Annotated in this window: 25 protein-coding genes; 12 read left to right on the top strand and 13 right to left on the bottom strand. The window is 70.1% G+C overall.

Annotation, left to right across the window (positions count from 1 at the left end):
* Window positions 1-518: 518 nt before the first annotated feature.
* Window positions 519-764 (bottom strand): HNH endonuclease, encoded by a 246-nt coding sequence (locus tag ACFPCV_RS24440; protein ID WP_378058627.1) that lies wholly within the window; start codon window positions 762-764, stop codon window positions 519-521.
* A gap of 314 nt (window positions 765-1,078) precedes the next feature.
* Between ACFPCV_RS24440 and ACFPCV_RS24435 the strand changes: the two genes are divergently transcribed.
* From ACFPCV_RS24435 to ACFPCV_RS24425, 3 genes are all read left to right on the top strand, one after another.
* A complete protein-coding gene (locus tag ACFPCV_RS24435) occupies window positions 1,079-2,065 on the top strand; it encodes a DUF3558 family protein (RefSeq protein WP_378058626.1) in 987 nt (328 codons plus the stop codon).
* An 80-nt stretch (window positions 2,066-2,145) separates the two neighbouring features.
* Window positions 2,146-3,105, top strand: a complete 960-nt coding sequence (locus tag ACFPCV_RS24430) for a hypothetical protein (RefSeq protein WP_378058625.1) — start codon at window positions 2,146-2,148, stop codon at window positions 3,103-3,105.
* A gap of 103 nt (window positions 3,106-3,208) precedes the next feature.
* Window positions 3,209-4,984: a 3-hydroxyacyl-CoA dehydrogenase family protein gene (locus tag ACFPCV_RS24425; RefSeq protein ID WP_378058624.1), complete on the top strand. Its 1,776-nt coding sequence runs from the start codon at window positions 3,209-3,211 to the stop codon at window positions 4,982-4,984.
* Window positions 4,985-5,063: 79 nt separating this feature from the next.
* Here the strand turns inward: ACFPCV_RS24425 and ACFPCV_RS24420 are convergent, their stop codons facing one another.
* Window positions 5,064-5,282: an FmdB family zinc ribbon protein gene (locus ACFPCV_RS24420; protein WP_378058623.1), complete on the bottom strand. Its 219-nt coding sequence runs from the start codon at window positions 5,280-5,282 to the stop codon at window positions 5,064-5,066.
* A 35-nt stretch (window positions 5,283-5,317) separates the two neighbouring features.
* Here ACFPCV_RS24420 and ACFPCV_RS24415 point away from each other — a divergent pair, with 35 nt between their 5' ends.
* Window positions 5,318-5,614, top strand: coding sequence for a hypothetical protein (locus ACFPCV_RS24415; RefSeq protein ID WP_378058622.1), 297 nt, complete (start codon window positions 5,318-5,320; stop codon window positions 5,612-5,614).
* Between the two features lie 81 nt (window positions 5,615-5,695).
* The gene (locus ACFPCV_RS24410) at window positions 5,696-5,962 is read left to right on the top strand and encodes a hypothetical protein (protein ID WP_378058621.1); all 267 of its coding nucleotides are present in this window, start codon (window positions 5,696-5,698) and stop codon (window positions 5,960-5,962) included.
* Between the two features lie 92 nt (window positions 5,963-6,054).
* Here the strand turns inward: ACFPCV_RS24410 and ACFPCV_RS24405 are convergent, their stop codons facing one another.
* The 4 genes from ACFPCV_RS24405 to ACFPCV_RS24390 all read right to left on the bottom strand — a co-directional run bounded on the left by ACFPCV_RS24405 (window position 6,055) and on the right by ACFPCV_RS24390 (window position 9,641).
* Complete coding sequence (locus ACFPCV_RS24405; RefSeq protein ID WP_378058620.1) at window positions 6,055-7,104, bottom strand: histidinol-phosphate transaminase; 1,050 nt, start codon at window positions 7,102-7,104, stop codon at window positions 6,055-6,057.
* Window positions 7,105-7,318: 214 nt separating this feature from the next.
* A complete protein-coding gene (locus ACFPCV_RS24400; RefSeq protein WP_378058619.1) occupies window positions 7,319-8,053 on the bottom strand; it encodes an alpha/beta fold hydrolase in 735 nt (244 codons plus the stop codon).
* A gap of 17 nt (window positions 8,054-8,070) precedes the next feature.
* Window positions 8,071-9,192: an adenylate/guanylate cyclase domain-containing protein gene (locus ACFPCV_RS24395; protein WP_378058618.1), complete on the bottom strand. Its 1,122-nt coding sequence runs from the start codon at window positions 9,190-9,192 to the stop codon at window positions 8,071-8,073.
* The gene (locus ACFPCV_RS24390; protein WP_378058617.1) at window positions 9,189-9,641 is read right to left on the bottom strand and encodes a universal stress protein; all 453 of its coding nucleotides are present in this window, start codon (window positions 9,639-9,641) and stop codon (window positions 9,189-9,191) included. The genes ACFPCV_RS24395 and ACFPCV_RS24390 overlap by 4 nt, the downstream gene beginning before the upstream one ends.
* 119 nt (window positions 9,642-9,760) lie before the next feature.
* On the opposite strand from ACFPCV_RS24390, the gene ACFPCV_RS24385 reads away from it, so the two are divergent.
* Window positions 9,761-10,174, top strand: a complete 414-nt coding sequence (locus ACFPCV_RS24385; RefSeq protein WP_378058616.1) for a DUF1203 domain-containing protein — start codon at window positions 9,761-9,763, stop codon at window positions 10,172-10,174.
* 47 nt (window positions 10,175-10,221) lie between these two features.
* Here the strand turns inward: ACFPCV_RS24385 and ACFPCV_RS24380 are convergent, their stop codons facing one another.
* The 4 genes from ACFPCV_RS24380 to mce form a co-directional block, all read right to left on the bottom strand.
* Complete coding sequence (locus ACFPCV_RS24380; protein ID WP_378058750.1) at window positions 10,222-10,647, bottom strand: nucleoside deaminase; 426 nt, start codon at window positions 10,645-10,647, stop codon at window positions 10,222-10,224.
* 5 nt (window positions 10,648-10,652) lie between these two features.
* Complete coding sequence (locus ACFPCV_RS24375) at window positions 10,653-11,750, bottom strand: chromosome segregation protein (RefSeq protein ID WP_465251572.1); 1,098 nt, start codon at window positions 11,748-11,750, stop codon at window positions 10,653-10,655.
* A gap of 50 nt (window positions 11,751-11,800) precedes the next feature.
* Window positions 11,801-13,132 (bottom strand): crotonyl-CoA carboxylase/reductase, encoded by a 1,332-nt coding sequence (ccrA, locus tag ACFPCV_RS24370; protein ID WP_378058614.1) that lies wholly within the window; start codon window positions 13,130-13,132, stop codon window positions 11,801-11,803.
* A gap of 336 nt (window positions 13,133-13,468) precedes the next feature.
* Window positions 13,469-13,906: a methylmalonyl-CoA epimerase gene (gene mce, locus ACFPCV_RS24365; RefSeq protein WP_378058613.1), complete on the bottom strand. Its 438-nt coding sequence runs from the start codon at window positions 13,904-13,906 to the stop codon at window positions 13,469-13,471.
* Window positions 13,907-14,031: 125 nt separating this feature from the next.
* On the opposite strand from mce, the gene ACFPCV_RS24360 reads away from it, so the two are divergent.
* From ACFPCV_RS24360 to ACFPCV_RS24350, 3 genes are all read left to right on the top strand, one after another.
* On the top strand, window positions 14,032-15,210 hold the full coding sequence (locus ACFPCV_RS24360; protein WP_378058612.1) for an acetyl-CoA C-acetyltransferase: 1,179 nt from the start codon (window positions 14,032-14,034) through the stop codon (window positions 15,208-15,210).
* 144 nt (window positions 15,211-15,354) lie between these two features.
* A complete protein-coding gene (meaB, locus tag ACFPCV_RS24355) occupies window positions 15,355-16,305 on the top strand; it encodes a methylmalonyl Co-A mutase-associated GTPase MeaB (protein ID WP_378058749.1) in 951 nt (316 codons plus the stop codon).
* Window positions 16,306-16,469: 164 nt separating this feature from the next.
* The gene (locus ACFPCV_RS24350; protein WP_378058611.1) at window positions 16,470-18,518 is read left to right on the top strand and encodes an acyltransferase family protein; all 2,049 of its coding nucleotides are present in this window, start codon (window positions 16,470-16,472) and stop codon (window positions 18,516-18,518) included.
* A 34-nt stretch (window positions 18,519-18,552) separates the two neighbouring features.
* Here ACFPCV_RS24350 and ACFPCV_RS24345 read toward each other — a convergent pair whose 3' ends face one another.
* Window positions 18,553-19,560, bottom strand: a complete 1,008-nt coding sequence (locus tag ACFPCV_RS24345; RefSeq protein WP_378058610.1) for a class I mannose-6-phosphate isomerase — start codon at window positions 19,558-19,560, stop codon at window positions 18,553-18,555.
* The gene (locus ACFPCV_RS24340; protein ID WP_378058609.1) at window positions 19,557-20,525 is read right to left on the bottom strand and encodes a LacI family DNA-binding transcriptional regulator; all 969 of its coding nucleotides are present in this window, start codon (window positions 20,523-20,525) and stop codon (window positions 19,557-19,559) included. The genes ACFPCV_RS24345 and ACFPCV_RS24340 overlap by 4 nt, the downstream gene beginning before the upstream one ends.
* A 323-nt stretch (window positions 20,526-20,848) precedes the next feature.
* Between ACFPCV_RS24340 and ACFPCV_RS24335 the strand changes: the two genes are divergently transcribed.
* Both ACFPCV_RS24335 and ACFPCV_RS24330 read left to right on the top strand, forming a co-directional pair.
* On the top strand, window positions 20,849-21,766 hold the full coding sequence (locus ACFPCV_RS24335) for an ABC transporter ATP-binding protein (protein WP_378058607.1): 918 nt from the start codon (window positions 20,849-20,851) through the stop codon (window positions 21,764-21,766).
* The gene (locus tag ACFPCV_RS24330; RefSeq protein WP_378058606.1) at window positions 21,763-22,809 is read left to right on the top strand and encodes an ABC transporter permease; all 1,047 of its coding nucleotides are present in this window, start codon (window positions 21,763-21,765) and stop codon (window positions 22,807-22,809) included. Before ACFPCV_RS24335 ends, ACFPCV_RS24330 begins: the two co-directional genes overlap by 4 nt.
* A 361-nt stretch (window positions 22,810-23,170) precedes the next feature.
* On the opposite strand, the gene ACFPCV_RS24325 is transcribed toward ACFPCV_RS24330, so the two are convergent.
* The gene (locus ACFPCV_RS24325; protein ID WP_378058605.1) at window positions 23,171-23,674 is read right to left on the bottom strand and encodes a MarR family winged helix-turn-helix transcriptional regulator; all 504 of its coding nucleotides are present in this window, start codon (window positions 23,672-23,674) and stop codon (window positions 23,171-23,173) included.
* A gap of 72 nt (window positions 23,675-23,746) precedes the next feature.
* On the opposite strand from ACFPCV_RS24325, the gene ACFPCV_RS24320 reads away from it, so the two are divergent.
* Window positions 23,747-24,046: an MTH1187 family thiamine-binding protein gene (locus ACFPCV_RS24320; RefSeq protein ID WP_378058604.1), complete on the top strand. Its 300-nt coding sequence runs from the start codon at window positions 23,747-23,749 to the stop codon at window positions 24,044-24,046.
* Window positions 24,047-24,088 lie beyond the last annotated feature (42 nt).

Genomic DNA, 24,088 nt, shown 5'->3' with positions numbered 1-24,088 from the left:
CCCTGAACGCGCCTTTCAGGGCATTACCACGCCGTCAGCGCGCCTTTACCCCCGGGCGCTACGCGCCCCGGGCCCGCGAAGCGGGGCCTCTGCCTGCGCAACCCTGACGGTGGCGCAAGCCCACCCCGCAGGGGGACCCGCCCAAACCGCCGCCAAACAGCATCCCCCGCCACCCCCGAGACCTGCCCGTCCGGCGAGGACAACCCACAACCGCCGCACGTTCTACCGCTCTGCTCGTCTCGCCTTCAGCACACGGTGGACACCAAACAGGATGAGCGCGGCACCCACCAGCACCGCTAGAAGCGGGGTAAGCAGAGCACCGTTCAGTAGCAGGACCACACTGAACACGATGCCGACCCCCGCGAGCACCCGACCCGTTCGGCTGATGTCCACGTCGCCGTGTGTCGGCGTCCAGGTCGGAAGCGTTACCTCTGTCCGCGCCCTTGTCGACCCCCTCGGGCGGTGGACGCGGGGGCGTCGTATCCGGGAGTTCACTGCCAGTCGAACGAAGCTGTGATCTACTGGCTGGCCTCGAAGCGTGCGACGCGGCGCGCTGGGCTCTGGATGACTCTCACCGAGCTCAGCGTGGGCTTGTCGACGTAACCGCGGCCCATGTTGCAGAACAGGTGTGTGAGTCGGACGTTGTTCTTCGTGTGCGTTCCACCCGTAGAGACGGACTTGATGTGGTCAACGCTGGGTGACCGCGGCGGGTCGGGTGCACGGAACCGTCGGTCGACGGGGTCAAGGCAGATGCGCAACGCCACAGATCACGCGCTCCGATCTCGTCCAAAGTGAACGACTCGCGAGGCCCGTTCGTGCGGATCTGCTCTCGTCGGCGACGGTCGCGGCCCTGCATGCCCCGGGTCATAACGTCGGCGCCTGATGCCTCATCGGCAGGTAAGCGGCCACCTTGGGTTTGCTACTGCAGTTCCGCCTGTTCTGAGCACGGCCCCGGCGCGTGGACACGCGCGGTGTTCGCGCCGCCACCGCACGGCACAGTCCCTGGTCGGAAGGGGTGAGCGGCCCTGATTCGGGTGTTCCCCGCACGCGGTGCGCGCGCGATGGCTACGGTGCACGTGTGAGGGGAGCCCTTGTCGTACTGAGCGCGGTCGCCGCCGTTGTGCTCGCCGGGTGTGGCGAGGCGGTGGACACCGCCAAGCAGACCTTTCCGCGCAGCACCGTGCCCGCGGGTCAGGTGGACACCGGCACCGGCACCAGCACCGGCAAGCCGAAGACCAACGACCCCGCGTTCTCCACCGAGGAGCTCCGCAAGCTCGACCCGTGTGCCCTGCTCAGTGAGGACATCCTGGCCTCGCTCGGCACCCCGGCCAACAACCGGACACGCGACTTCAGCGAGTGCTCCAACTACATGGAGGACAAGGACGGCAAGGATCTCAACATCACGCTCTACGTCGGCGAGACCATCAACAACGCCACCGAGGCCGACCAGAACATCGGCGGGCTGCCCGCGATCGAGAGCGAGCTCGACGACGGCAGCGCCTGCTTCGTCAGTGCTGTGACCTCGACGAACCCCAACTTCGGTCTCCGCGTGCAGGTCGGCGGCGAGGGCGAGGACCTGTGCGCGACCGGTCGCACCGTGCTCACCGGTGTCGTCGCCATGGTCCGCGACGACCCGCCGCAGCGGGAGGACAAGCGTGGCTCCGTCGCGGGCACCGACCCGTGCACGCTGCTGGACACCGACCAGATCAAGACCGCGGTCGGCGCGAACACCGAGATGTCGCCGTACTCGCTGCACTGGTGCAACTGGGACGGCGACTCGGTCAGGATCTCGGTCTGGATCCGCACCGGCTACGACCCGAAGGACGACACCGTCGACCCCGGTTCGCCGGTCGACATCGGCAGCGGCATCACCGCCTACCAGACCGTGACCGAGGGCGCCGCGTCCTGCAGGCTCGAGTGGCGGCACCGTTCGACCGGTGAGGACGGCGCGGACGAGATCATCGAGGTCGACTTCGACAACTCGAAGGCACCGGAGGGGGACAACGGCTGCGGGGGTGCGGTCGCCATCGCGAAACTGGTGATTCCCGCACTGCCCAAACCCTGATCGTGTTTCAATCGCCTTGGCACGGGGGAAAGTTGAGCACCTAGGGCGGCGTTGTGCGGTTGTCGGTTCTTCCTCGGGTCGTGGCGGTGGTCGCGGTCGGTTTCCTGTCCGCGTGCACGGCGAAGGTCGGCGGGCTGCCGGTCGCCACCACCACGGTGCCGGACGAGCTGACGTCCGAGGTCGTGTTCGACGACCTCACCACCGTCGCGCCGTGCTCGCTGACCGACCCCGGGGCGTTCGACGAGTACGGCACCGCCGAGTTCACCGCACCCGAGTCGCTCGACTACTGCGCGGTCCGCGTCAACGACATCTCGAAGGACGCCGACGTCATCCTCTCGATCGGCGCGTTCAGCGTGCTTTCCGCACAGCCCGAGCTGGCGGACAACCACGTCAAGGACGTCGAGGGCGGCCTGTGGGTGGGGCAGCAGGACGACACGCCGACGTTCTGTTCGCAGCTGCTCGTGTTCCCCGACGGCGTGACGATGCAGGTGTCCGCCAGCGTGTACGACGGGTCGACCGACACCTGCCCGATGGTCGAGACCGGCATGGACCACGCCATCGACGTGATCACGGACCGGGACGTCGAGCACCGTGAGCCGGAGCGGAACTCCCTGCTGAGGATCGACCCGTGCGAGCTCGTCGACGACGACGACATCGCCGCGATCCCGGGGCTCGAAGGGGTGAGCAGGCCGGACGAGTACCCGGGCAGGCACACCTGCTTCTGGGAACGGTCGCCCGGCTCGCCGGTGACCGTGCGGGTCCAGTTCGGCGCCGGGCCGCGGCCGGGGGTGTACAGCCAGGGCGGCACGGAGGGGCTGGTCGGCGGGCGGCCGTCGGCGACCAACCGGTACCCGAAGGTCGGCGAGAACTCCTACTGCGCGGTCGAGACCGCGCACATCCGGTTCGACGAGATCGCGGGCGAGGACGCCTACGAGGTGGCCAGCGTCTACTCCCGCGCGGCGGGCGGACAGATCGACGCTGCCTGCGCCGCGGCGACCGCGGTCGCCGAGCTGGTGTGGCCGGAGCTGCCGCAAGCCTGACCGATACAGCCCGGTGACCTGGGCCACGGCTGTGCTGCCGCCTTTGTTACTGGCAGGTAGTGTCCGAGTTTGCCCGTCTGGTCACGGACTGCGGAGGTGCACGGTGGCACGGGAGATCCAGTGCGTCGGAGTCGTCGGGCTCGGGACGATGGGCGCGGGCATCGCCGAGGTGGTGGCCAGGACCGGGCGCCGGGTGGTCGGGGTCGAGGTCGACGACGTGGCCGTGGCAAGGGCACGCGAGCACATCGAGTACTCCACCGGACGGGCACGGGCGGGCGGCAAGCTCGACACCGCCGAGCGCGACGCGCTGCTGGCGCGGATCACCTACACCACAAGCCTGAAGGACCTCGGCGACGTGGACCTGGTGGTCGAGGCCATCCCGGAGAGCCTCGAGTTGAAGGCGCGGGTGTTCACCGAGTTGGAGCAGGTGTGCCGGCCGGACGTGATCCTCGCGTCCAACACCTCGTCGTTGTCGGTCACGGAGATCGGTGTCCACACAGGACGGCCGGGCAAGGTCGTCGGGCTGCACTTCTTCAACCCGGCGCCGGTGCTCAAGCTGGTGGAGATCGTGCGCACGGTGGTGACCGAGCCGGACGTGATCGCCGACGTGGAGTCGTTCGCGCGGGACCTCGGCAAGGAGCCGGTCGTCATCGGCGACCGGGCGGGCTTCATCGCGAACGCGCTGCTGTTCGGCTACCTCAACCACGCGGTGTCGATGTACGAGTCGCGGTACGCGACGCGCGAGGACCTCGACGCGGCCATGCGGTTCGGCTGCGGCTACCCGATGGGACCGCTGGCACTGCTGGACCTCATCGGCCTGGACACCGCGTACGTGATCCTCGAGACGATGTACCGCCAGTCCCGCGACCGCCTGCACGCACCGGCGCCGATCCTGAAGCAGATGATCACCGCGGGACTGCTGGGCAGGAAGTCCGGCCGCGGCTTCTACACCTACGACGCCATCGACTCGCCGGTCGTGGTGTCCGATGTGGACACACCGGCGGCCGTGAGCGCGAGCGCGCAGGCCCGCGACGTGCGCGGCGTGGGGGTCGTCGGCACCGGCACGATGGCCACCGGCATCGCGGAGGTGTTCGCCAGGAAGGGTTTCGACGTCGTGCTGCGCGCCCGCACGACGGAGAAGGCGGGGGCCGCCGTCGCCGCGATCCGCAAGTCCCTCGACCGGCAGGTGACCAAGGGTCGACTGTCCGAAGAGGACCGGGACGCGGTGCTGGCCCGTATCGCGGGGGTCACGTCGTTCGACGACCTGGCGGACTGCGACCTGGTGGTCGAGGCGGTCGCGGAGGAGCTGGCGGTCAAGCAGACGGTGTTCGAGGCACTGGACAAGGCGGTGAAACCGGGCGCGATCCTCGCGACCACCACGTCGTCGCTGCCGGTCATCGAGTGCGCGGCCGCGACGTCCCGCCCCGCCGACGTCGTCGGCCTGCACTTCTTCAACCCGGCACCGGTCATGAAGCTCGTCGAGGTGGTCGCGACCATCTCCACCGCGGAGGACGTGGTCGCGACCGCCGACGCGGTGTGCCGCACCGTCGGCAAACACCCGGTGCACTGCGCCGACCGGGCGGGCTTCATCGTGAACGCACTGCTGTTCCCGTACCTGAACGACGCGGTGAAGATGCTGGAGGCCCACTACGCGGACGCGGACGCCATCGACACCGCGATGAAGGTCGGCTGCGGCCTGCCGATGGGCCCGTTCGAGCTGCTGGACGTGGTCGGGCTGGACGTCTCACTGGCCATCGAGCGAACGCTGTACTACGAGTTCCGGGACGCCGGGTTCGCGCCCGCGCCGCTGCTGGAACACCTGGTCACCGCGGGCCGCCTCGGCCGCAAGACCGGCAAGGGCTTCCGCGACTACCGCTGAGCGCGATGGCCACGTCCCGAAAGACGCTTTCGAGTCGCTCGATGCCCCGAAAGCGTCTTTCAGGGCATCGGTCCGCGGCTCAGCCGCAGCCGCATCCGCCGCCGCAGCAGCCACCACCGGCCGGGGCCGAGGCGCCGTCGCTGCCCGCGGCGCCGGTGGTCATGGCGACCATGGACAGCAGTTTGACGGTGTTGTCGTGGCCATCCGGACAGGACGCCGGGGCGGACGACTCGCTCATCGAGCGGCGCACCTCGAAGGTGGTCGCGCAGTCACGGCAGCGGTACTCGTATGTCGGCACGCACCCATTCTGCCCTGCCGCTACCGTGAGGTCCCGTGCCTCGTCGTAACCGTGACCGTCGCGTGCCGCGTGCCGAGCCGCGCCCGTTGGGCAGTGCGGGCTGGCAGCGTGCCGAGTCGGGGCCGGACGGCGACTGGCTCGTGCGGAACGTGAGCGCCACGCAGGCGACGAAGACCTACCGGTGTCCCGGCTGCGACCACGAGATCCAGGCCGGCGTCGCGCACGTCGTGGTGTGGCCCGCGGACGACGTCGGCTCGGTCGCCGACCGGCGCCACTGGCATCTCGGGTGCTGGCAGGCACGCGGCCGTCGGCGGCCGACACGAAAACGTTAGGAAACCCGTCCGCCGGATGTCGAACCGGCGGCGTCAGGTTCGACGTGTCTGTGTAAGCCACCTCACAGACCGGAGAAACCGATGTCGCACCCACTCGGCGCCCTCGCGGACAACATGACCGCCTACGCCATCTACGCCACCGCCCAGACCGAGATGCGCCGCGCATACGTGCTGATCGACGCGGGCGACCTCGACGCCGCCGCCAACGAGATCGAGTCCGCCGCGCACGCCGCCGAGGTGCTGGCGAAGGCGTCCACGGAACTCGACCGCATCACCCACTGGCGCCGGGTCGCCGACGCCCGCCAACGCTTCGTCGACCAGCTGAAGGCCCGGCAGGTCGCCGCCTGATGCCCTGGATGTCCGCGAGTCGCGCGCTCGGACACACCGATTCGGACGACTCGGTGTGTGCGAACGCGCGACTCGCCGTGGCGGACCAGCGGTCAGTGCTGGAAGGACTTGGCGGCGGCCAGGAACGCGTCGTTCTCGGCGGGCAGGCCGACGGTGGCCCGTACGCCCTCACCGGCGAACGCCCGGATGACGACCCGCTGGTCCAGGCAGTGCTCGTTGAACTCCGCGGTCTTCTCGCCGAGCGGCAGCCATACGAAGTTCGCCTGCGACGCGGGCACGTCGTAGCCCATCTCCAGCAGCGCGTCGTGCACGCGGGTCCGCTCGGCGGTCACCTCCGCGCAGCGTGCCAGCAGCTCCGGTGTCGCAGCCATGGCCGCGATGCCCGCCGCCTGCGCGATGCGGTTCACCGAGAACGGGATCCCAACCTTCCTGACCCCGGCGGCCACGTCCAGCGACGCGGCGAGGAAACCGAGCCGGATACCGGCCAGCGCGTAGGCCTTGGAGAACGTCCGCAGCACGGCCACGTTCTGGCGGTCGAGGAAGGTGAAGCCGTCCGGCACGTCCTCGTCGGTCACGAACTCGCGGTACGCCTCGTCCAGCACCACGAGCACGTTCTCCGGGACGCGGTCCAGGAAGGCGGTCAGCTCTGCGGTCCGCAGCGCGGTGCCGGTCGGGTTGTTCGGGTTCGACACGAACAGCAGGCGCGTGCGGTCGGTGACCGCGGCGAGCATGCCCTCGAGGTCGAGGCCCTGTGCGGGCGTCAGCGGCACCCGCACCCCGGTGGCCATGGCGATCTGCGTGACGATCGGGTATGCCTCGAACGACCGCCACCCGAAGATCACTTCGTCACCCGGCTCGCACGTCGCCTGCACGAGCTGCTGGCACAGGCTCACCGAGCCACAGCCGACCGCGAGCCGCGGCCGGTCGAGACCGAAGTGCTCCGCGGTCTTGTCGAGCAGGTCGTCCGCGCCCATCGCGGGGTAGCGGTTGACGTCGGCGGCGGCCTCCGCGACCGCGGCCAGGATGGCCTCGGGCGGTGGACCGGACAGCTCGTTGCTGGAGAGGATGACGGCCCCGGGCACCTTCCGGCCTGCGATGTAGTCGGGCAGGGAGGCGAGGTCGGCTCTGACGGTTACGGGCATGGCCCGCATCATTCATCCGGGTGCCGGAAGAAGCAACACAACGTGCCCTGGAACCAGGCCCTGCGCACCTCGGTGAAACCGAGCTTGAGCGCGACCCACTGAGCGGGCGGTTCGCGAGTTTCGCAGGTCGGCGTTGGCAATGCCCTGAAAGGCGCCTTTCAGGGCGTTGGCTTCGCGTGCTCTGCCGGATGCCGTCGTATGGGCTCGGGGTGGGCTACTCCAGCCAGCGGGCCACCGCGCCCGTGAACTCCTCCGGGACCTCCAGTGGTGGCAGGTGGCCGGCGCCGGCCAGTACCACCAGTTCCGCCTTCGGCATCAGTGCCGCCAGTGCGTCCGCCTCGTCGGGTGGGATCAGGGTGTCCTGTTCGCCGCGCACGATGAGGGTCGGCACGTCGGTGTCGCGCAGCAGTTCCGACGAGTCGGGGCGGACGGCCATCGCGCGCTGCGCCCACGCGATCGTCGCACCGTCCTGTTCGGACACCATGGTGCGCACCGCTGCCACGACCTCCGGGCGGCGTTCGTGGGTTTCGGTGCCCAGCAGTGTCGGGAGCACGGTCTCCGGGACGAACGCCGGGCCCTCCTCCTCGATGCGGGACGCCATCGCGTGGCGGTTGGCTCGGCCCGCGTCGGCGTCGGCGGTCGCCCTCGTCGACACCAGCAGCAGGCCGGCCACCTGTTCCGGTGCCTGCCGGAGGATGGACATCGCCACGTAGCCGCCCATCGAGCAGCCGCCGAGGACCACCCTGCGGCCGTTCAGCCGGTCCAGGACGTCGGTGGCCACCGCCGCCAGGTCCGGTTCGTCGTCGCCCAGTGGGGTGCCGCCGAAGCCGCGCTGGTCCGGGGTGAGCAGTTCGATGTGCTCGGCGATCCCGGCTCTCACCCCGTCCCACATCCGGTGGTCCAGCGGGAACGCGTGGAGCAGCACTAGCGGCGTCTCGGGGAAGCGCATGGGTCCATCCAAACAGCTCAGCGCCTGCGCCGCCGTGCTTTCCTGCGTGGTGTGGTCGCCTCGTCGTCGGGTTCGAGCGGGATGTGCGGCGTCTCGTCCTCGTCGTCGACCAGTCCCAGCACCTCGGCGGCCACTCGTTGCGCCGACTCGGCCAGTGACGGGCTCTCGTCGCCCGCCCGGCGCAGTGCCGACGAGCGCAGGCGGGTGTAGCCGCGGACGGACACCGGTCTGCGGGTGCGGAGCGTGTACGCCGGGTCGTCCTTGAGCGCCTCCGCCATCTCCAGGTCGACGAGCACCGTGCTCGGCCTGGCCACCGACGTCAGGCGGCTCGCGATGTTGACCACCGAGCCGTAGACGTCGCCGAAGCGGCTGAGCACCCGCCCGTACGCGAGGCCCGCCCGCAGCGACGGCACCCCGTCCTCCTTCTCCGCGCGGTCGAGGAGGGTCAGTGCGATCTCGGCGGCGGCGGCGGGGGAGTCGGCGACGAACAGCACCTCGTCACCGAGCATCTTCACGATCCGGCCGTGGTTCTCGGCGACGATGTCGGCGGCCAGCGCCTCGAACCGGTCCACGATCGCGACCAGTTCGGCCTCGCTGGCGCGGCGGGTCAGCGTGGTGAAGCCGACCATGTCGGCGAAACCGACGACCTGGCGGTGCTCGTCGAGGTCCTCGTCGGGGGCGACGAGCATGCGGACGGAGTTGGCGGCCAGGTGCCTGCGCCACACGTAGTCCTGCAAAGCCTCCAGCTCGGGCGTGAGGTGCTCGACGAGCCGCGCGAGCTGGCGCTCGTCGGCGCCGATCTCCGGGTTCGCGGCGAGGACGTCGCGCAGTATGTGCACCTGCGACTCGGCGAGCCGCGACATGTGCTGGCCGATCATGCGTGCGGTCGCCGTCGCGATCGACGGGTCGACGATGCCGCCGCGGATCAGCTCGCTGGTGATGCGCAGCGCGCGGACGTCGCCGTCGGTGAAGACGGCGACGTCGTCGTCCTGAGTGGCGAAGCCCAGTGCGCGCCACAGTGCGCTGGAACGCTCCGGCGACACCCCGGACAGCTCGGCGACCTGCGCGCGGGTGTACTGCCTGCCGCCGCCGAGCAGGATGCGCTCGATGCGTTGCTGGAGCGCCTCGTCGTCGGTCACGTGGTGTGGACGATGAGCACGTCCACGCCGGACTTGCGGGCCGCTTCCGACGGGACCGAGCCGAGGAGCCGGCCGGCAAGGGAGTTGAGGCCGCGGTTGCCGACCACCAGCAGATCCGCCGCGCGCTCCTTGACGACCTTCGTGAGCGTCGCGACCGGCTCACCGTCGACCACCACGGTGTCGATCTTCGTCGCGCCCTGCTTCTTCGCCCGTTCCGCGGCCGTGCGCACCGTCTCCTCGGCGGGCGAGGAACCGACGACCTGGTACGCGACGTCCGGACCCAGCACGTCCTGGGCGCGGCTCACGTCTTCCTGGCGGGCCGGGTGGTAGGCGCAGGCGATGACGAGGGTGGCGTCCGCGTCGGCCGCGATGCGGGCGGCCCGGTCCACCGCGAGGTAGGACGAGTCGGAGCCGTCCGTACCGACGACCACGGTCTGGTAAGCCGTCATGTGACCTCCCGTTAGCTACTCGCGCGTAAACCTACCGTGGTGGGGGCCTGTTTCGCACCGTGTCTGTGACGACCGATTCCCGCCGGATCCTGGCCGTCGCCTCGCGCAGGCTTGGGGACATGTCTGTGATTCGACCGTTGACGGTTCGTGGTGACGGGGTGGCTGTGGTGGCATCCGGCGGGGAGGACTTGCGGTGCTGCCTGCGGGGCGCGGTGGCGGGGGAGGAGATGATCCTGTTCAACTACTCGCCGCCGTTGCCTGCGCCTTCTCCCTATGAGGAGCGTGGGGCGGTGTTCGCGCACGCCGCTCCGTGTGATGGGCCGGAGTCCGCGGGATACCCGCCGGAATGGGTCGGGAGGGCTCAGGCTCTGCGGGCCTATGACGCTCGCGGGTGGATCCACCCGGCCACGTGTGTGCATGACGGGAGCGATCCGGAGGCGGCTGTCGCTGCCGTTTTCGCGCATCCGGAGGTGGTGGAGGTGCACAGCCGGAACGTGGCCTACGGCTGCTACATGTTCGCCATCACGCGGTGAGCCCGCGTGAGTGGGCCACTGGCCCGGCGTAGTGCTTGGGGCGGGGTTTACTCGCCGATGTCCTCGTGCCAGAGGGTTGGGTTCGTGCTGATGAAGTCGGTCATCAGCTTGACGCACGTCTGGTCGTCGGCGATCTCGATCGTCACGCCGTTCTCCGCCAGCCAGTCGTGGCCGCCGTGGAAGGTGGTCGCTTCACCGATGATGACCTTCGGGATGTTGAACTGGCGTACCAGGCCGCTGCAGTACCAGCACGGGGACAGGGTCGTCACCATGATCGTGTCGCGGTAGTGCCTTCTGCGGCCCGCGTTGCGGAACGCGGCGGTCTCCGCGTGCAGGGACGGGTCGCCGTCCTGTACCCGGCGGTTGTGGCCGCTGCCCAGGAGCTCGCCGCCGGTGGTGAAGAGGGCGGCGCCGATCGGGATGCCGCCCTCCGCGAGGCCCTGTCTGGCCTCCGCGACGGCGGTGGCCAGCAGGTCGGTCACCTGGTGATGCGCTTCGTCTCGGCGGCCGCGACCTCCGGGGGCACCGGCGGCGCGTCCTTGCCTCCGGACGTCTCCCACTTCTCCTTCGGCGGGCCGGGCATCGGGTTGCGGTCGCGTGGGGCCGGGGTCGGCTTGGCGCCTGCCTCGGCCGCGTCCGCCAGTTCCTCCGGCAGGGCTTCGAAGGCCGGGACGGCGTTGTCCAGGTACGCGTGCGCGTCGATGACCAGTTCGCGGGCCGACGTCAACTGCTCGGCGACCTTCGCGCGGAGCTTGCGCAGCGCGGCCACGCGCTGGGTGGCGTGGTTGATGCGGCGGTTCGACTCCTCAGTGGCCTCACGGACCCTGCGGTTGGCCTCGTCCGTCGCCTCCTGCAGGCGGGCCGTTGCTTCCGTCATGGCCTCGTGGCGGCGGCGGTTGGCCTCCTCGGTCGCCTCGCGGACACGCCGTTCGGCCTCCGACTTCGACGTCGCCTCCTGCTCGGCCAGCGCGCGCATCGACTCGGTGCGGCGGGAGGCCATCGCGATCTCGAAGTCCTCCTCCACCTGGGTGCGGTGGGCCAGCGCGGCGATCTCGGTCGCCTCGGCCTCGGACGTCGCCTTCGCGACGATCTCGTCCGCTTCCTTGCGGGCCTTCTCCAGGACGCTGCGGTGTTCCTTCTCCATCGCGATGCGGCGCTCGTCGAGTTCCTTGAGCTGGCGCTCGTACTTGCCGCGCAGCTCGTCGGCCTCCGCGTTGGCCTTCGCGCGGATGTGCTCGGCATCCGCGGTCGCCTTGGTGCGCATCTCATCGCATTCCTCGTGCGCGAGACGTAGCAGCCGCTGCAGGCGCGCCGAGAGACCATCGAACGTCGTCGGGGGTTGCGCGAGCTTCTCGACCTGTTTGTTCAGGTCGTCGATCGTCGTGCGGGCCTGCTCGAGCTGGGACGTGAGCTCAGCCGCCTGCGCCGCCGCCGCGTTGCGGTCGGCCGCGAGGATCTTCAGCTGGCTGTCCAGCTGCTCGAGGTGTTCCTCGACCTGCATTCGACTGTAGCCGCGCTTGGTTATGTCGAAGCCGGCTCCCAGCGGTACAAGATCACGTTCTTCGCCCAGCGCCATGGGCCCCACGCTACCTTGCCTGGCGCGGCGGGACGGGTCGTGTCGCCGGATCAGACGCCGCGGAAACGGTTGATCGCGGGAAGATGTTGCTCGCGCAACTCGGGATTCCGCACGCCAAGGCCCTCTTCCGGCGCGAGGCACAGCACGCCGACCTTGCCCTGGTGCGCGTTCCTGTGCACGTCGTACGCCGCCTGCCCGGTCTGCTCCAACGGGTACACACCGGACAGCGTGGGGTGGATCTTTCCCTTGGCGATCAACCTGTTGGCCTCCCACGCCTCGCGGTAGTTCGCGAAGTGCGAGCCGACGATGTTCTTCAGGTTCATCCACAGGTACCGGTTGTCGTACTGGTGCATGAACCCGCTCGTCGAAGCACACGTCACGATCGTGCCGCCCTTGCGGGCGACGTAGACGCTCGCGCCGAAGGTCTCCTTGCCAGGGTGCTCGAACACGATGTCCGGGTCGTCGCCACCGGTCAGCTCGCGGATCCGCGCGCCGAAGCGCTTCCACTCCTTGGGGTCCTGGGTGTTCTCGTCCTTCCAGAACCGGTAGCCCTCCGCGTTGCGGTCGATGATCAGCTCGGCGCCCATCTTCCGGCAGATCTCCGCCTTCTGGGGGCTCGACACCACACACACGGGTGTCGCGCCGCCGTTCAGCGCGAACTGGGTGGCGTACGAACCGAGACCGCCGGAGGCGCCCCAGATCAGCACCGTGTCGCCCTGCTTCATCCCGGCGCCGTTGCGGGAGACCAGCTGCCGGTACGCGGTCGAGTTCACCAGGCCGGGGCAGGCGGCCTCCTCCCACGACAGGTGCGCCGGCTTGGGCATCAGCTGGTTGGACTTGACCAGCGCCAGCTCCGCGAGCCCGCCGAAGTTCGTCTCGAAGCCCCAGATCCGCTGCTCGGGATCGAGCATGGTGTCGTTGTGGCCGTCCGGGTGCTCCAGCTCGACGTTCAGGCAGTGCGCGACGACCTCGTCGCCGGCCTGCCACGCGTTCACGCCGGGGCCGGTGCGCAGCACGACGCCGGCCAGGTCGGAGCCGACCACGTGGTAGGGCTGGTCGTGGCGCTTGGCCAGGGGAGAGGTCCTGCCGTAGCGGCGGAGGAAGCCGAAGGTGTCCATCGGCTCGAAGATCGACGTCCACACCGTGTTGTAGTTGATGGCGCTCGCCATGACGGCGACCAGCGCCTCGCCGGGGCCCAGCTCGGGGGTGGGCACCTCGTCGACGTGCAGTGATTCGCGTGGGTCCTTGTCCGCGTGGGCGCGGCCGGCGAACATCTCGACCTCGTCGGCGCGCACGGTGACGCCGCGATACGACTCGGGCACCGGCAGAGTGCCGAGGGAAGCCAGGTCACCTGCGAGGATGGCGTCGAGAATCTTCTGCATGCCCATCGACGCTACCGGCCAGTAACGTTTCAGAAGAAGCTCCGCGAGAGGTGAGTCACTCTATTACGGATGGTGACCACAAGAAGCGCAAGAGAGCCGCAACTCGCGAGTCCCCGGTTCAGAACCCGCGAGTCCCCGGTTCAGGCCTCGCGAGTCTCCGGTTCAGGACTGGCGAGTCTCCGGTTCGGGACTGGCGAGTTGCGTTTCAGGCTCAACGGCGGTCGAACGCGAAGCGCCAACTCATCGGTTCTGAATGGGGAACTCACCGGTTCTGAACCGGGGACTCGCGGGTTCTGAACGGGGGACTCGCGGGTTCTGAAACGGGGACTCGCGGGGTTATGTGGCTGGTTGGACTAGTTCCACCAGTACGCCGCCGGTGTCTTTTGGGTGTACGAAGTTGGCTTTGCTGTTCGCGGTGCCGGTGATGGCCTTGTCGTACAGGACACGCATGCCCTTGGCGCGCAGGATCTGCTCCGCGGCCTCGATGTCGGTCACCCGGTAGGCGACCTGCTGCACGCCGGGGCCCTTGCGGTCGATGAACTTGCCGATCGTCGAGTCCGCGGACAGCGGGGCGAGCAGCTGTACGGCGGAACCCGTGCCGTCGTCGCCCGGGGCGCGCATCATCGCCTCGCGGGTGCCCTGGCCCTCGTTCACCTCGACGTGGTCGAGTTCGAGGCCGAGGGTGTCGCGGTAGAAGGCGATCGCCTCGTCAAGGTCGGGCACGGCGACTCCCACGTGATCGATGGCCGTGACGAGCCCTTTCAGAGAGTCCATCCACCGACCATACGGTGCCTGATCGATCCCGTGACCTGCGGTTGTGCGAGTCCTCACACAGCGGAGGGCCGCCTTTGCTACCAACGGGTAAGGTCGAGGGCCGACCCGATTTTTGGAGGCACGCAGTGTCTGGATCCGTCATCGTCGCCGGGGCCCGCACCCCCATCGGCCGGCTGCTCGGCTCCCTCAAGGACTTCTCCGGAGCGCAGCTCGGCGGCGTCGCCATCAAGGCCGCGCTCGAGCGTGCCGGGGTCGCGCCGGAACAGGTCGAGTACACGATCATGGGTCAGGTGCTGACCGCGGGCGCGGGCCAGATCCCCGCTCGGCAGGCCGCGGTCGCCGCGGGCATCCCGATGGACGTGCCCGCACTGACCATCAACAAGGTCTGCCTGTCCGGCCTCGACGCGATCGCGCTCGCCGACCAGCTGATCCGCGCCGGTGAGTTCGAGATCGTGGTCGCCGGTGGCCAGGAGTCGATGACGCAGGCTCCGCACCTGCTGCCGAAGTCGCGGTCGGGCTTCAAGTACGGCGACGTCACCATGCTCGACCACATGGCGCACGACGGCCTGTTCTGCGCGTTCGACCAGGTCGCGATGGGTGCCTCGACGGAGAAGTACAACGCACGCTACGGCGTCACCCGCGAGGCGCAGGACGCGTTCTCCGCCCGCTCCCACCAGCGTGCGGCCGCCGCGATCGAGCAGGGCCGGTTCGCCGAGGAGATCACCCCGGTGACCATCCCGCAGCGCAAGGGCGACCCGGTCGTGTTCGACACCGACGAGGGCGTGCGCGCCGACACCACCCCCGAGGAGCTGGCCAAGCTGCGGGCCGCGTTCGCCGCGAGCGGCACGATCACCGCGGGCTCCGCGTCGCAGATCTCCGACGGCGCGGCCGCGGTCGTGGTGATGAGCAAGGCGAAGGCCGAGCAGCTCGGCCTGGAGTGGCTGGCCGAGATCGGCGCGCACGGCGTGGTCGCGGGGCCCGACGCGAGCCTGCACGAGCAGCCGTCCAACGCGATCAGGGCCGCGCTGGACAAGGCGAAGCTGTCCGCGTCCGACCTGGACCTGGTGGAGATCAACGAGGCGTTCGCCGCGGTCGGGCTGGTGTCCACCGAGAAGCTGGGCATCAGCGAGGACATCGTCAACGTGAACGGCGGCGCGATCGCGCTCGGCCACCCGATCGGCGCGTCGGGCGCGCGGCTGGTCGTGCACCTGGCGTACGAGCTGAAGCGTCGTGGCGGCGGCCTGGGCGCGGCAGCGCTGTGCGGCGGCGGTGGCCAGGGCGACGCACTGTTGTTGCGCGTCTGAGCGGAGCTTGCGGAGCGAATATTGGTTCTGAGCGGAGCTTGCGGAGCGAGCAGTGGTTCTGAGCGGAGCTTGCGGAGCGAGCAGTGGTTCTGAGCGGAGCTTGCGGAGCGAGTATCGGTTCTGAGTGGAGCTTGCGGAGCGGACATCAGTACTGACGTAGCGGAACTTGTCGAGCAGGCGCGTGACGGCCAGGCGAGGGCCGTCGCGCGCCTGATCTCGCTCGTCGAGGACGACAGCCCGCACCTGAGGTCGGTCGCGGCGGCGCTGTCGCCGTTGACCGGCCGGGCCAGGGTGCTGGGGCTGACCGGTCCGCCGGGGGTCGGCAAGTCGACGTCCACGTCGATGCTGGTGTCCGCGTTCCGCGACCGGGGCCTGCGGGTGGGCGTGCTGGCGATCGACCCGTCGTCGCCGTTCTCCGGTGGTGCGCTGCTCGGCGACCGCATCCGCATGCACAGCCACACGGTCGATCCCGGCGTGTACATCCGTTCGATGGCGACCCGCGGCGCGCTCGGCGGGCTCGCGACGGCCACCTCGCAGGCGGTGCGTGTGCTGGACGCTGCCGGTTTCGACGTGGTGCTGATCGAGACCGTCGGGGTCGGACAGTCCGAGGTGGACATCGTGGCGCTCGCGGACACCACGGTGGTGCTGCTCGCGCCCGGGATGGGCGACGGCATCCAGGCCGCGAAGGCGGGCATCCTCGAGGTGGCCGACGTGTTCGTGGTGAACAAGGCCGACCGCGACGGTGCCGACCAGACCGTGCGCGACCTCAAGCACGCGATGTCGCTGGGCAGGCGCGAGCTGGGCCCGTCGTGGCGCCAGCCGGTGGTGCGCACGGTGGCCTCGGCGGGAGAGGGTGTCGACGAGCTGGTGGCCGCGCTGGAGAGCCACCACGAGTGGCTCGTGTCGCACGGTGAGCTGGCGACCCGTCGTGTCCGCAGGGCGGAGCGGGAGATCGAGGCCATCGCGGTGACCGCGCTGCGGGCCCGGCTGGGCAGCGTCCACGGCGGCGAGGCGCTGTCGCGGTTGGCGAAGCGGGTCGCGGCGGGGGAGACGGACCCGTACGCGGCGGCCGACCTGCTGACCGGAACGCTCTGACCAGCCCGTTTCTGTCGGTGGCGCGGTCATCGTCCCGCGCGTGCACGCGCGGGACGGCGTTGTGGGCCTGAGTCGAGCATGACTCGTATCACTAACCCGGCTTCCGATTCTTCGATGTTCACTTTCGGCTGCGACCATGTGCGCCCCTCACCCGAAAGTGTCACATGGTCACGGAAGTCGCAGGTCAGGACGTAAAGACGCCGGTCACCCGACCGGTGGGCAGCGGCGCGTCCGTCCGCAGGTTCCGCCCTGAGCTGCAGGGACTCCGGGCCCTCGCCGTTCTCCTCGTCGTCGTCTACCACGTGTGGCTCGACCGGGTGTCCGGCGGCGTCGACGTGTTCATCATGATCTCCGGGTTCCTGCTCACCGGGCAGCTCACGCGCGCGGTCGCGAAGGGGCGGGTCGAGTTCCGGCCGCTCTGGGGCCGGATGATCAAGCGGCTCTTCCCGGCGGCGCTGACGGTGCTCGTGGCGGTGATGGCGGTCAGCCTGGTCGTGCTGCCGGAACCGCGCTGGTTCCAGACGATCCGCGAGGTCGTCGCGGCCGCGCTGTACTTCGAGAACTGGCAGCTCGCCGCCGACTCGGTCGACTACTTCGCCCAGAACAACGGCAAGAGCCCCGTGCAGCACTTCTGGTCGCTGTCCATCCAGGGCCAGCTGTTCCTCGCGTGGCCGCTGCTGCTCGTGCTCGTCGGGGTGCTCGCCAAACGGTTCGGCGGCGGGTTGCGCACGTGGGTGGCCGCGACACTCGGCGTGGTCGGCACCGCGTCGCTCACCTACTCGATCTACCTGACCACGGTGAACCAGCCGCTGGCGTACTTCCACAGCTTCACCCGCGTCTGGGAGTTCGTGCTCGGCGGCCTGCTCGCCCTGTTCGTCGACTCGGTCGCGCTCCCGCGCGTGGTGCGGATCGTGCTCGGGTGGCTCGGTGTCGCCGCGCTCGTCAGCTGCGGCCTGCTGCTGCAGGTCGGCACCGTCTTCCCCGGTTACATCGCGTTGTGGCCGACGCTCGCCGCCGCCATGGTGCTGCTCGCGGGCGCCACCGAGAGCCGTGCCGGCGCGGACCGGTTCCTCAGCTCCCGCGCGCTGAGCTACGTCGGCGACATCAGCTACTCGCTCTACCTGTGGCACTGGCCGGTGCTGATCTTCTACCTGGCCTACCGGGACATGCCGAGGGTCGGCATCAAGGGCGGCGCGCTGATCATCGGCGTGTCGTTCGTGCTGGCGGCGCTCACGCACCGGTTCGTCGAGGTGCCCGCGCGGTCGTCCCGCCACGGCGAGTCGGGCGGGTGGGGCGCCTACAGGTTCGGCGTCGTGCTGCTGGTGCCGGTGCTCGTGCTCGCGGGCACGTGGCAGTTCGTCACCGCCAAGCGCGCCGAGTTCGCGTTCGCCGTCGACGACCCCGACCACCCCGGCGCGGCCGCCCACTACCCGGGTTTCCGGTACCGGGGCGCCGAGGACGTCCACCCGCTGCCGCCACCGGCCGCGATTCCCGACGACTGGGGTTCGAGCGAGGGCATGGACTGCGCGGCTGACCCCGGCCACGGCGGCTCCATCTGCACGACCAGGACCACCGGCACCCCGGCCAAGCGGGTCGTGGCGATCGGTGACTCGCACATGCAGCAGTTCCTGCCCGCGCTGCGGCCGATCGCGGAGAAGCGGAACTGGGCGCTGACCGTGTTCCTGAAGGGCGCCTGCCCGTTCTCCACCGACGTCTACGTCCCCGAGCCGCAGGACTGCACCGACTGGAACGACCAGGCACGCGCGAAGATCATCGACATGAGACCGGACGCGGTGTTCACGCAGGCGACCAGGGACGCGCGGGTCGGGCTGACGGAGGAGACGCCGACCGGGTACGTGTCGGTGTGGCAGGCCCTGGCGGACGCGCAGATCCCGGTGGTGGCCGTGCGGGACACGCCAAGGCACGCGTTCGACCCGCCTTCCTGCGCGCAGGCACACGGGCCGGACGCCCCGGAGTGCAGTTCGCCCCGGCTGGAGATGTTCTCGCCGACACCGCCGTGGACGGAGGTGGCCGGCATCCCGGCAGGGGTCTCGTTCGTGGACTTCACGGACTACCTCTGCGCACCGACCACGTGCCCGCCGATCATCGGCAACGTGTGGGTCTACCGGGACTTCAACCACCCGACGGCGACCTACATGCGCACGCTGTCGCCGATCGTCGAGGAACAGCTGATCGCGGCACTGAAGTGGTGACGAGGACCCGGTAGCGGTTCGGGGACCGGCGCGGTCACGGGGTGGGCGGCAGGCAGCGGACGGCGACCACGTCACCGTCCAGGGTGGACTCACCGGCGGCGTGGGGGAGCGCGAACGTCGCGCCCTTGCGAAGCGGCACCTCGCCCGCCTTCTCGGTGCGGAGCACACCGGCGCCATCGAGCACGACCAGCACACCGAACGACGCGGCCAGCGTCGCGCCGGACCGCAGGCGCTCGGCGCGGAAGAACTCCGGCTGCCCGAACAGTTCCGTGACGGCGGCCGGGCTCTCGTCGCGGCGCACCAGTTCGTCGAGCCTGCCCGCCCAGCCCTGCCGGTCCACGCACCGCAGTGCGGTTTCGAAGCCGATGCCGAGGTGCCCGCCCGCCTCGTCGTCGAGGAAGTTCCGCCATTCCAGGGTGACCGACAGGTCGGTCGGCTGCTGCAGCTCCACGATGAACACGCCGGCACCGATGGCGTGCGGCACCCCCGCCGGCACGAACACCGCGTCACCCGGGCGGACGGTGACCGGGTTGAGCGCGCCGAGCATGGCGGCGGCGTCCTGGCGCGCGACCCAGTCCGCGACCGTGTCCGCGTCCTGCTCCTCGGCGAACCCGATGTGGACGGCGGCCTCCGCCGCCGCGCCGACGATGATCCACGCCTCGGTCTTGCCGTGGCGGGAGCCGTAGTGCGCCCTGGCGAACGCGTCGGACGGGTGGCAGTGCACCGGCAGCCGCTGGCCCGCGTCGAGGAGCTTCACGAGCAGGGCGGTGTCCGCGCCGAACGCCGCGACGTGCGCGTCGCCCAGCCAGTTCGCGGGGTGCGCGGCGACCGCGTCCCGCAGCAGGTCGCCGCCGGGCAGTGTGGTGAGGCCGGTGGCCTGCTCGCCGTGGAACGTGGTGCAGGAGGCCACCCAGTCCTCCGGACCGAAGGCCATCGGCGGCGTGTCGCCCCGCAGTGCCGCGATGGCCGCGCCGCCGCGGTAGAACCGCTCCGGCTGGTTGGCGGGCAGCTGGACGGGCCGCAGGCCCTCGGCGTCACTCACGGATGCACCTCTCCTGATCCACGGGGGGTGAGCCGGACCGGCAGCACGATCCGGCGTGGCGGCTCGCGGTCGCCGTCGAGGCGGGCGAACAGCAGCTCCGCCGCCGCCCTGCCGAGCTCGGCCGGGTCGAGCGCGACCACGCTGACGGGCGGGTCGAGCAGGTCGGCCAGCTCGAAGTCGTCGAACCCGACCAGCGCGGGGCGGGTCGTCGTGGTGGCGAGGACGCGCAGCGTCAGCACGGTGATCCGGTTGTTGCCGGTGATCACGGCGGTCGCGCCGGCCGCCGTCAACGCGGCGGCCACGGTCGAAGCGGTGTGCGGTCCCATGGCGACCATGCGTTCGTCGAACGGGATCCCGGCGCGTGCGCAGCCCTCGCGGAAGCCCGTGAGCCGCTCGGCCGCGGTGAAGATCGCCGGCGCGTCGCCGAGGAAGGCGATGCGGGTGTGCCCGTGCGCGGCGAGGTGTGCGACCGCGGCCGCGGTCCCCGCGACGTTGTCGACCAGCACGGTGTCCGCGACGACGTCTCCCGGTGGCCGGTCGACGAACACGACCGGCGTGCCGGACGCGATCTCGGGGAGGAGGTAGCCGTGGTGCGTGCTCGCCGGGATGACGATGAGGCCGTCGACCCGGCGCGCGCAGAACTCCAGGGACAGCTCGCGTTCCCGGTCGGGGTCCTCGTCGGAGGAGCCGGTGAGCACCTGCCGCCCGTGGCGGCGGGCCACCTCTTCCGCGGCCCGGGTGATGCCGGAGTAGAAGGGGTTGGCGACGTCCTCGAGGACCAGGCCGATGGTGCCGGTCGAGGATCCGCGGCGCAGGTTCAGCGCCCCGACGTTGCGCCGGAATCCGAGCCGCTCGATGGCGGCGAGCACCCGCTCCGCGGTCTCGGCGTGCACCCCGGGCTCGGCGTTCACCACCCGCGAGACGGTCTTGATGCTGACCCCGGCCAAGCGTGCGACGTCACTCATCGTCGCTCGGCGCGGAAGCCTGCCACGAGCGTTGGACAACGTTGTCATGGTGCTGTCATTCGACTACCTGGATCGGCATGTTGTCAACTCGACAAGGTTGTCATGGGCGGTGCCGTTTCACCTGGCGCGCGGCCTGCCGGGGGTGGCCGGCCGCGCACCAGGCTTACCTCCCCGGCCGGAGTCACCGCCCGCCCGGGGCGGCGGGAGCGTCGGGCGGTGGTCCGGTCGGGCCTTCCCCGCTCCACACGGATCTGGTCACGCTTCGGTTCACTACCTTCCGTCCGGCCCTCGTCCCCGCGGGTGACCAACTAGGTTCACGCCTCGTGACCGATACCGAGAACCCGGCGGCGATCGTCGTCGAGGACGTGCGGAAGGCCTATGGGGATCTCAAGGCCGTCGACGGTGTGTCGCTGACCGTCGCGGAGGGGGAGTTCTTCGGCATCCTGGGGCCGAACGGGGCAGGCAAGACGACCGCGCTGGAGATCATCGAGGGGCTGCGCGAGCCGGACTCCGGCTCGGTGACACTGCTCGGCGAACGGCCGTGGCCGCGCAACGTCGCGCTGTTGCCGAGGATCGGCGTGCAGCTGCAGGCGAGCGCGTTCTTCGAGAAACTCACCGCGCGTGAGCAGTTGCAGACGTTCGCCGCCCTGTACGGGGTGAGCGCGACCCGCGTCGAGGAGATGCTCGACCTGGTCGGGCTCACCGACAAGGCCGCCACCCGGGAGGACAAGCTCTCCGGCGGGCAGCGGCAGCGGCTGTCGATCGCGTGCGCGCTCATCCACGACCCGGACGTCGTGTTCCTCGACGAGCCGACCGCAGCACTCGACCCGCAGGCCCGCCGCAACCTGTGGGACGTGCTGCGTGCCATCCAGGCCCGCGGCAAGACGATCCTCTACACGACCCACTACCTGGACGAGGCCGAGATCCTCTGCGACCGGGTCGCGATCATGGACAACGGGCGGATCCTCGCGATGGACGCGCCCGCCACGCTCGTCCGCGGCCTCGACGCGCCGACCCGCGTCATCCTCGAACGCGGCTCACTGTCCACAGCGGACGCCGGCGCGCTGCCGGGCGCGGAGGAGGTCACCGAGGACGACCTGTCGCTCACCATCACCACCCGCACCCCGGCCGACCTCCTGTCCGCACTCGCCGACCGCCGCGCGCTGGCCGGCCTGCAGGTGCGCACGGCCACCCTCGAGGACGTCTTCCTCGACCTGACCGGACGGGAGTACCGGGCATGACCGCGTTCAAGAGCCTCGCCAGGGCGATGGTCAAGATCTTCTACCGGGACAAGGCCACGCTGTTCTTCACGTTCGTCTTCCCGTTGATGTTCCTGGTCGTGTTCGGGCTGCTGTTCCGCGACGCGGGCGCGTCGAAGACCGAGATCGGTGTCGTCGGCGACGGGCCGGTGATCGTGGGGCTCGAGCAGACCGGTGCGCTGGAGCTGACCCGTTTCGACTCCGTCGACGAGGCGGTCCAGAAGGTGCGCGACGGCGACCTGCCCGCGATGGTCGCGCAGGACGGCGACGAGGTCACCTACCGGTTCGCGCAGAGCGACCAGACTCAGGCCGGTGTGGTCAGCGGCATCGTGTCCGGTGTGGTCAGCCACGTGAACCAGGCGGCGACGGGTGAGCAGCCGAGGTACGTGCTGGACTCCGCGAACGTCGAGGACTCCTCGCTCAAGCCGATCCAGTACATCACCCCCGGCATCATGTCGTGGGGTGTCGCGGTCACCGCCGTGTTCGGCGCCGCGCTGACCCTGGTGTCGTGGCGCAAGAAGCAGGTGCTGCGCCGCATCCGGCTCGCACCCGTCTCGGCGACGACCGTGCTGAGCGCGCGGGTCGTGGTCACCGTCGGCGTCGCGATCGTGCAGGCGCTGGTGTTCATCGGGGTGGGGCTGCTGCCGCTGTTCGGGCTCAAGCTGACCGGCACCTGGTGGCTCGCGATCCCGGTGTTCCTGCTCGGCATCCTCGCGTTCTTCGCGATCGGCATGCTGGTCGGCGCGTTCTGCAAGACCGAGGAGGCCGCCACCGGCGCGGCGAACATCGTGGTGCTGCCGATGGCGTTCCTGTCCGGCACGTTCTTCCCGATCGACCAGGCGCCGCCGTGGATGCAGTCGGTGTCCAAGGTGTTCCCGCTGCGCCACATGAACGACGGGATCATGGACTTCCTGGTCCGAGGCCAGGGCCCGAGCGCGCTGGTGGTGCCGTGCCTGGTGCTGACGGGTTTCGTGCTGGTGGTCGGCCTGATCGCGGCGAAGGTCTTCAAGTGGGAAGAGGACTAGCGAATCGATTCCGCGAAGATCGGTGGTGACACGGCACCCGGGCCCGCGCAGCACCCGACGGGGCACCCGCAGGCGGGCCACGGCACAACGAGTGCCGTGAATGGGCCGTTCAGGGCGCCCAGCGCCCTGAACGCGCCTTTCAGGGCATTGCCACGCCGTCAACGCGCCTTTCACAGCACCGAGGGCCCCGGCGCTACGCGCAGGGCCGCATCCAAAGCGCGTCCCGCGACCCCCGAGACCTGCCCGTCCGGCGAGGACCAAGACCACAACGCCACCCCGACTGCGCCAGAACCCGGCCGGGACAGCAGCGGGTCACCAATCGCTGGGGTCGGGACCAACACGTCGAATACGGGGAGACCGGCTAGTCCTCGAAGTCGCCAACCGCTTTTCGTACTTTGGCGAGTAGTTCGGTGAGCTGTGCGGTCTGGCGTTCGGTCAGGCCGCGCAGCCCGAAGTCGATGTCGGTGACGGCCTTCGTCGCGGCCTCGCGGCGTTCGCGGCCCGCCTCGGTGATCTCGGCGAGCGTGGTGCGGCGGTCGGTCGGGTGCGGGGTCCGCTTGACCAGGCCGTCGGCCTCGAGCCGGTCGACGATGTTCGTGACGCTCGTCGGGTGCAGCTGCAGCCGCTCACCCATGACACGCATCGGCAGGCTGCCGCGCTTGGCGAACGTGAGCAGGACGAGCGCCTCGTAGCGGGCGAAGGTCAGCCCGTGCGGGCGCAGCGCGGCGTCCACGGCGGACTGCAGCACCTGCTGGACCCGCATGATGCTGGTGACCGCGGCCATCGTGCCGGACGGGCCGACCTGGTCGGCCCAGAGCTCCGCGGCACGGGCGATCGGGTCGAACGGCAGCGCGCGGTGGCTCATGGCGGTTGAAGTTACCAGTCGGTACCGGCCAGGGTGCCTTCGCACAGTATGTGGACATCGAGAGGAGTCGGCGTGTTACTGGCGTTCAGTGTGGCCCCCGCGGGTGGCGAGTCGGACAGTGTGAGCGCGGCCGTCGCGGAGGCGGTGCGCGTGGTCCGCGAATCCGGGCTGCCATGCGAGACGAACTCGATGTTCACCAACATCGAGGGGGAGTGGGACGAGGTCATGGCCGTGGTCAAACAGGCTGTCGACGTGGTCGCGGCGAAGGCGCCGAGGGTGTCGCTCGTGCTCAAGGCCGACATCCGGCCCGGGCACACCGGACAGCTGCACGCCAAGGTGGAACGGATCGAGGAACACCTCAACGCCGACTAGCCGACACGCGCCGGCGGCGGCGTGCCAGGATGGGTGTGTGAC

It is taken from the genome of Actinophytocola glycyrrhizae (assembly GCF_042653545.1).
Classification (GTDB): domain Bacteria; phylum Actinomycetota; class Actinomycetes; order Mycobacteriales; family Pseudonocardiaceae; genus Actinophytocola; species Actinophytocola glycyrrhizae.
This window is presented reverse-complemented; position numbering and strand designations above follow the sequence as displayed.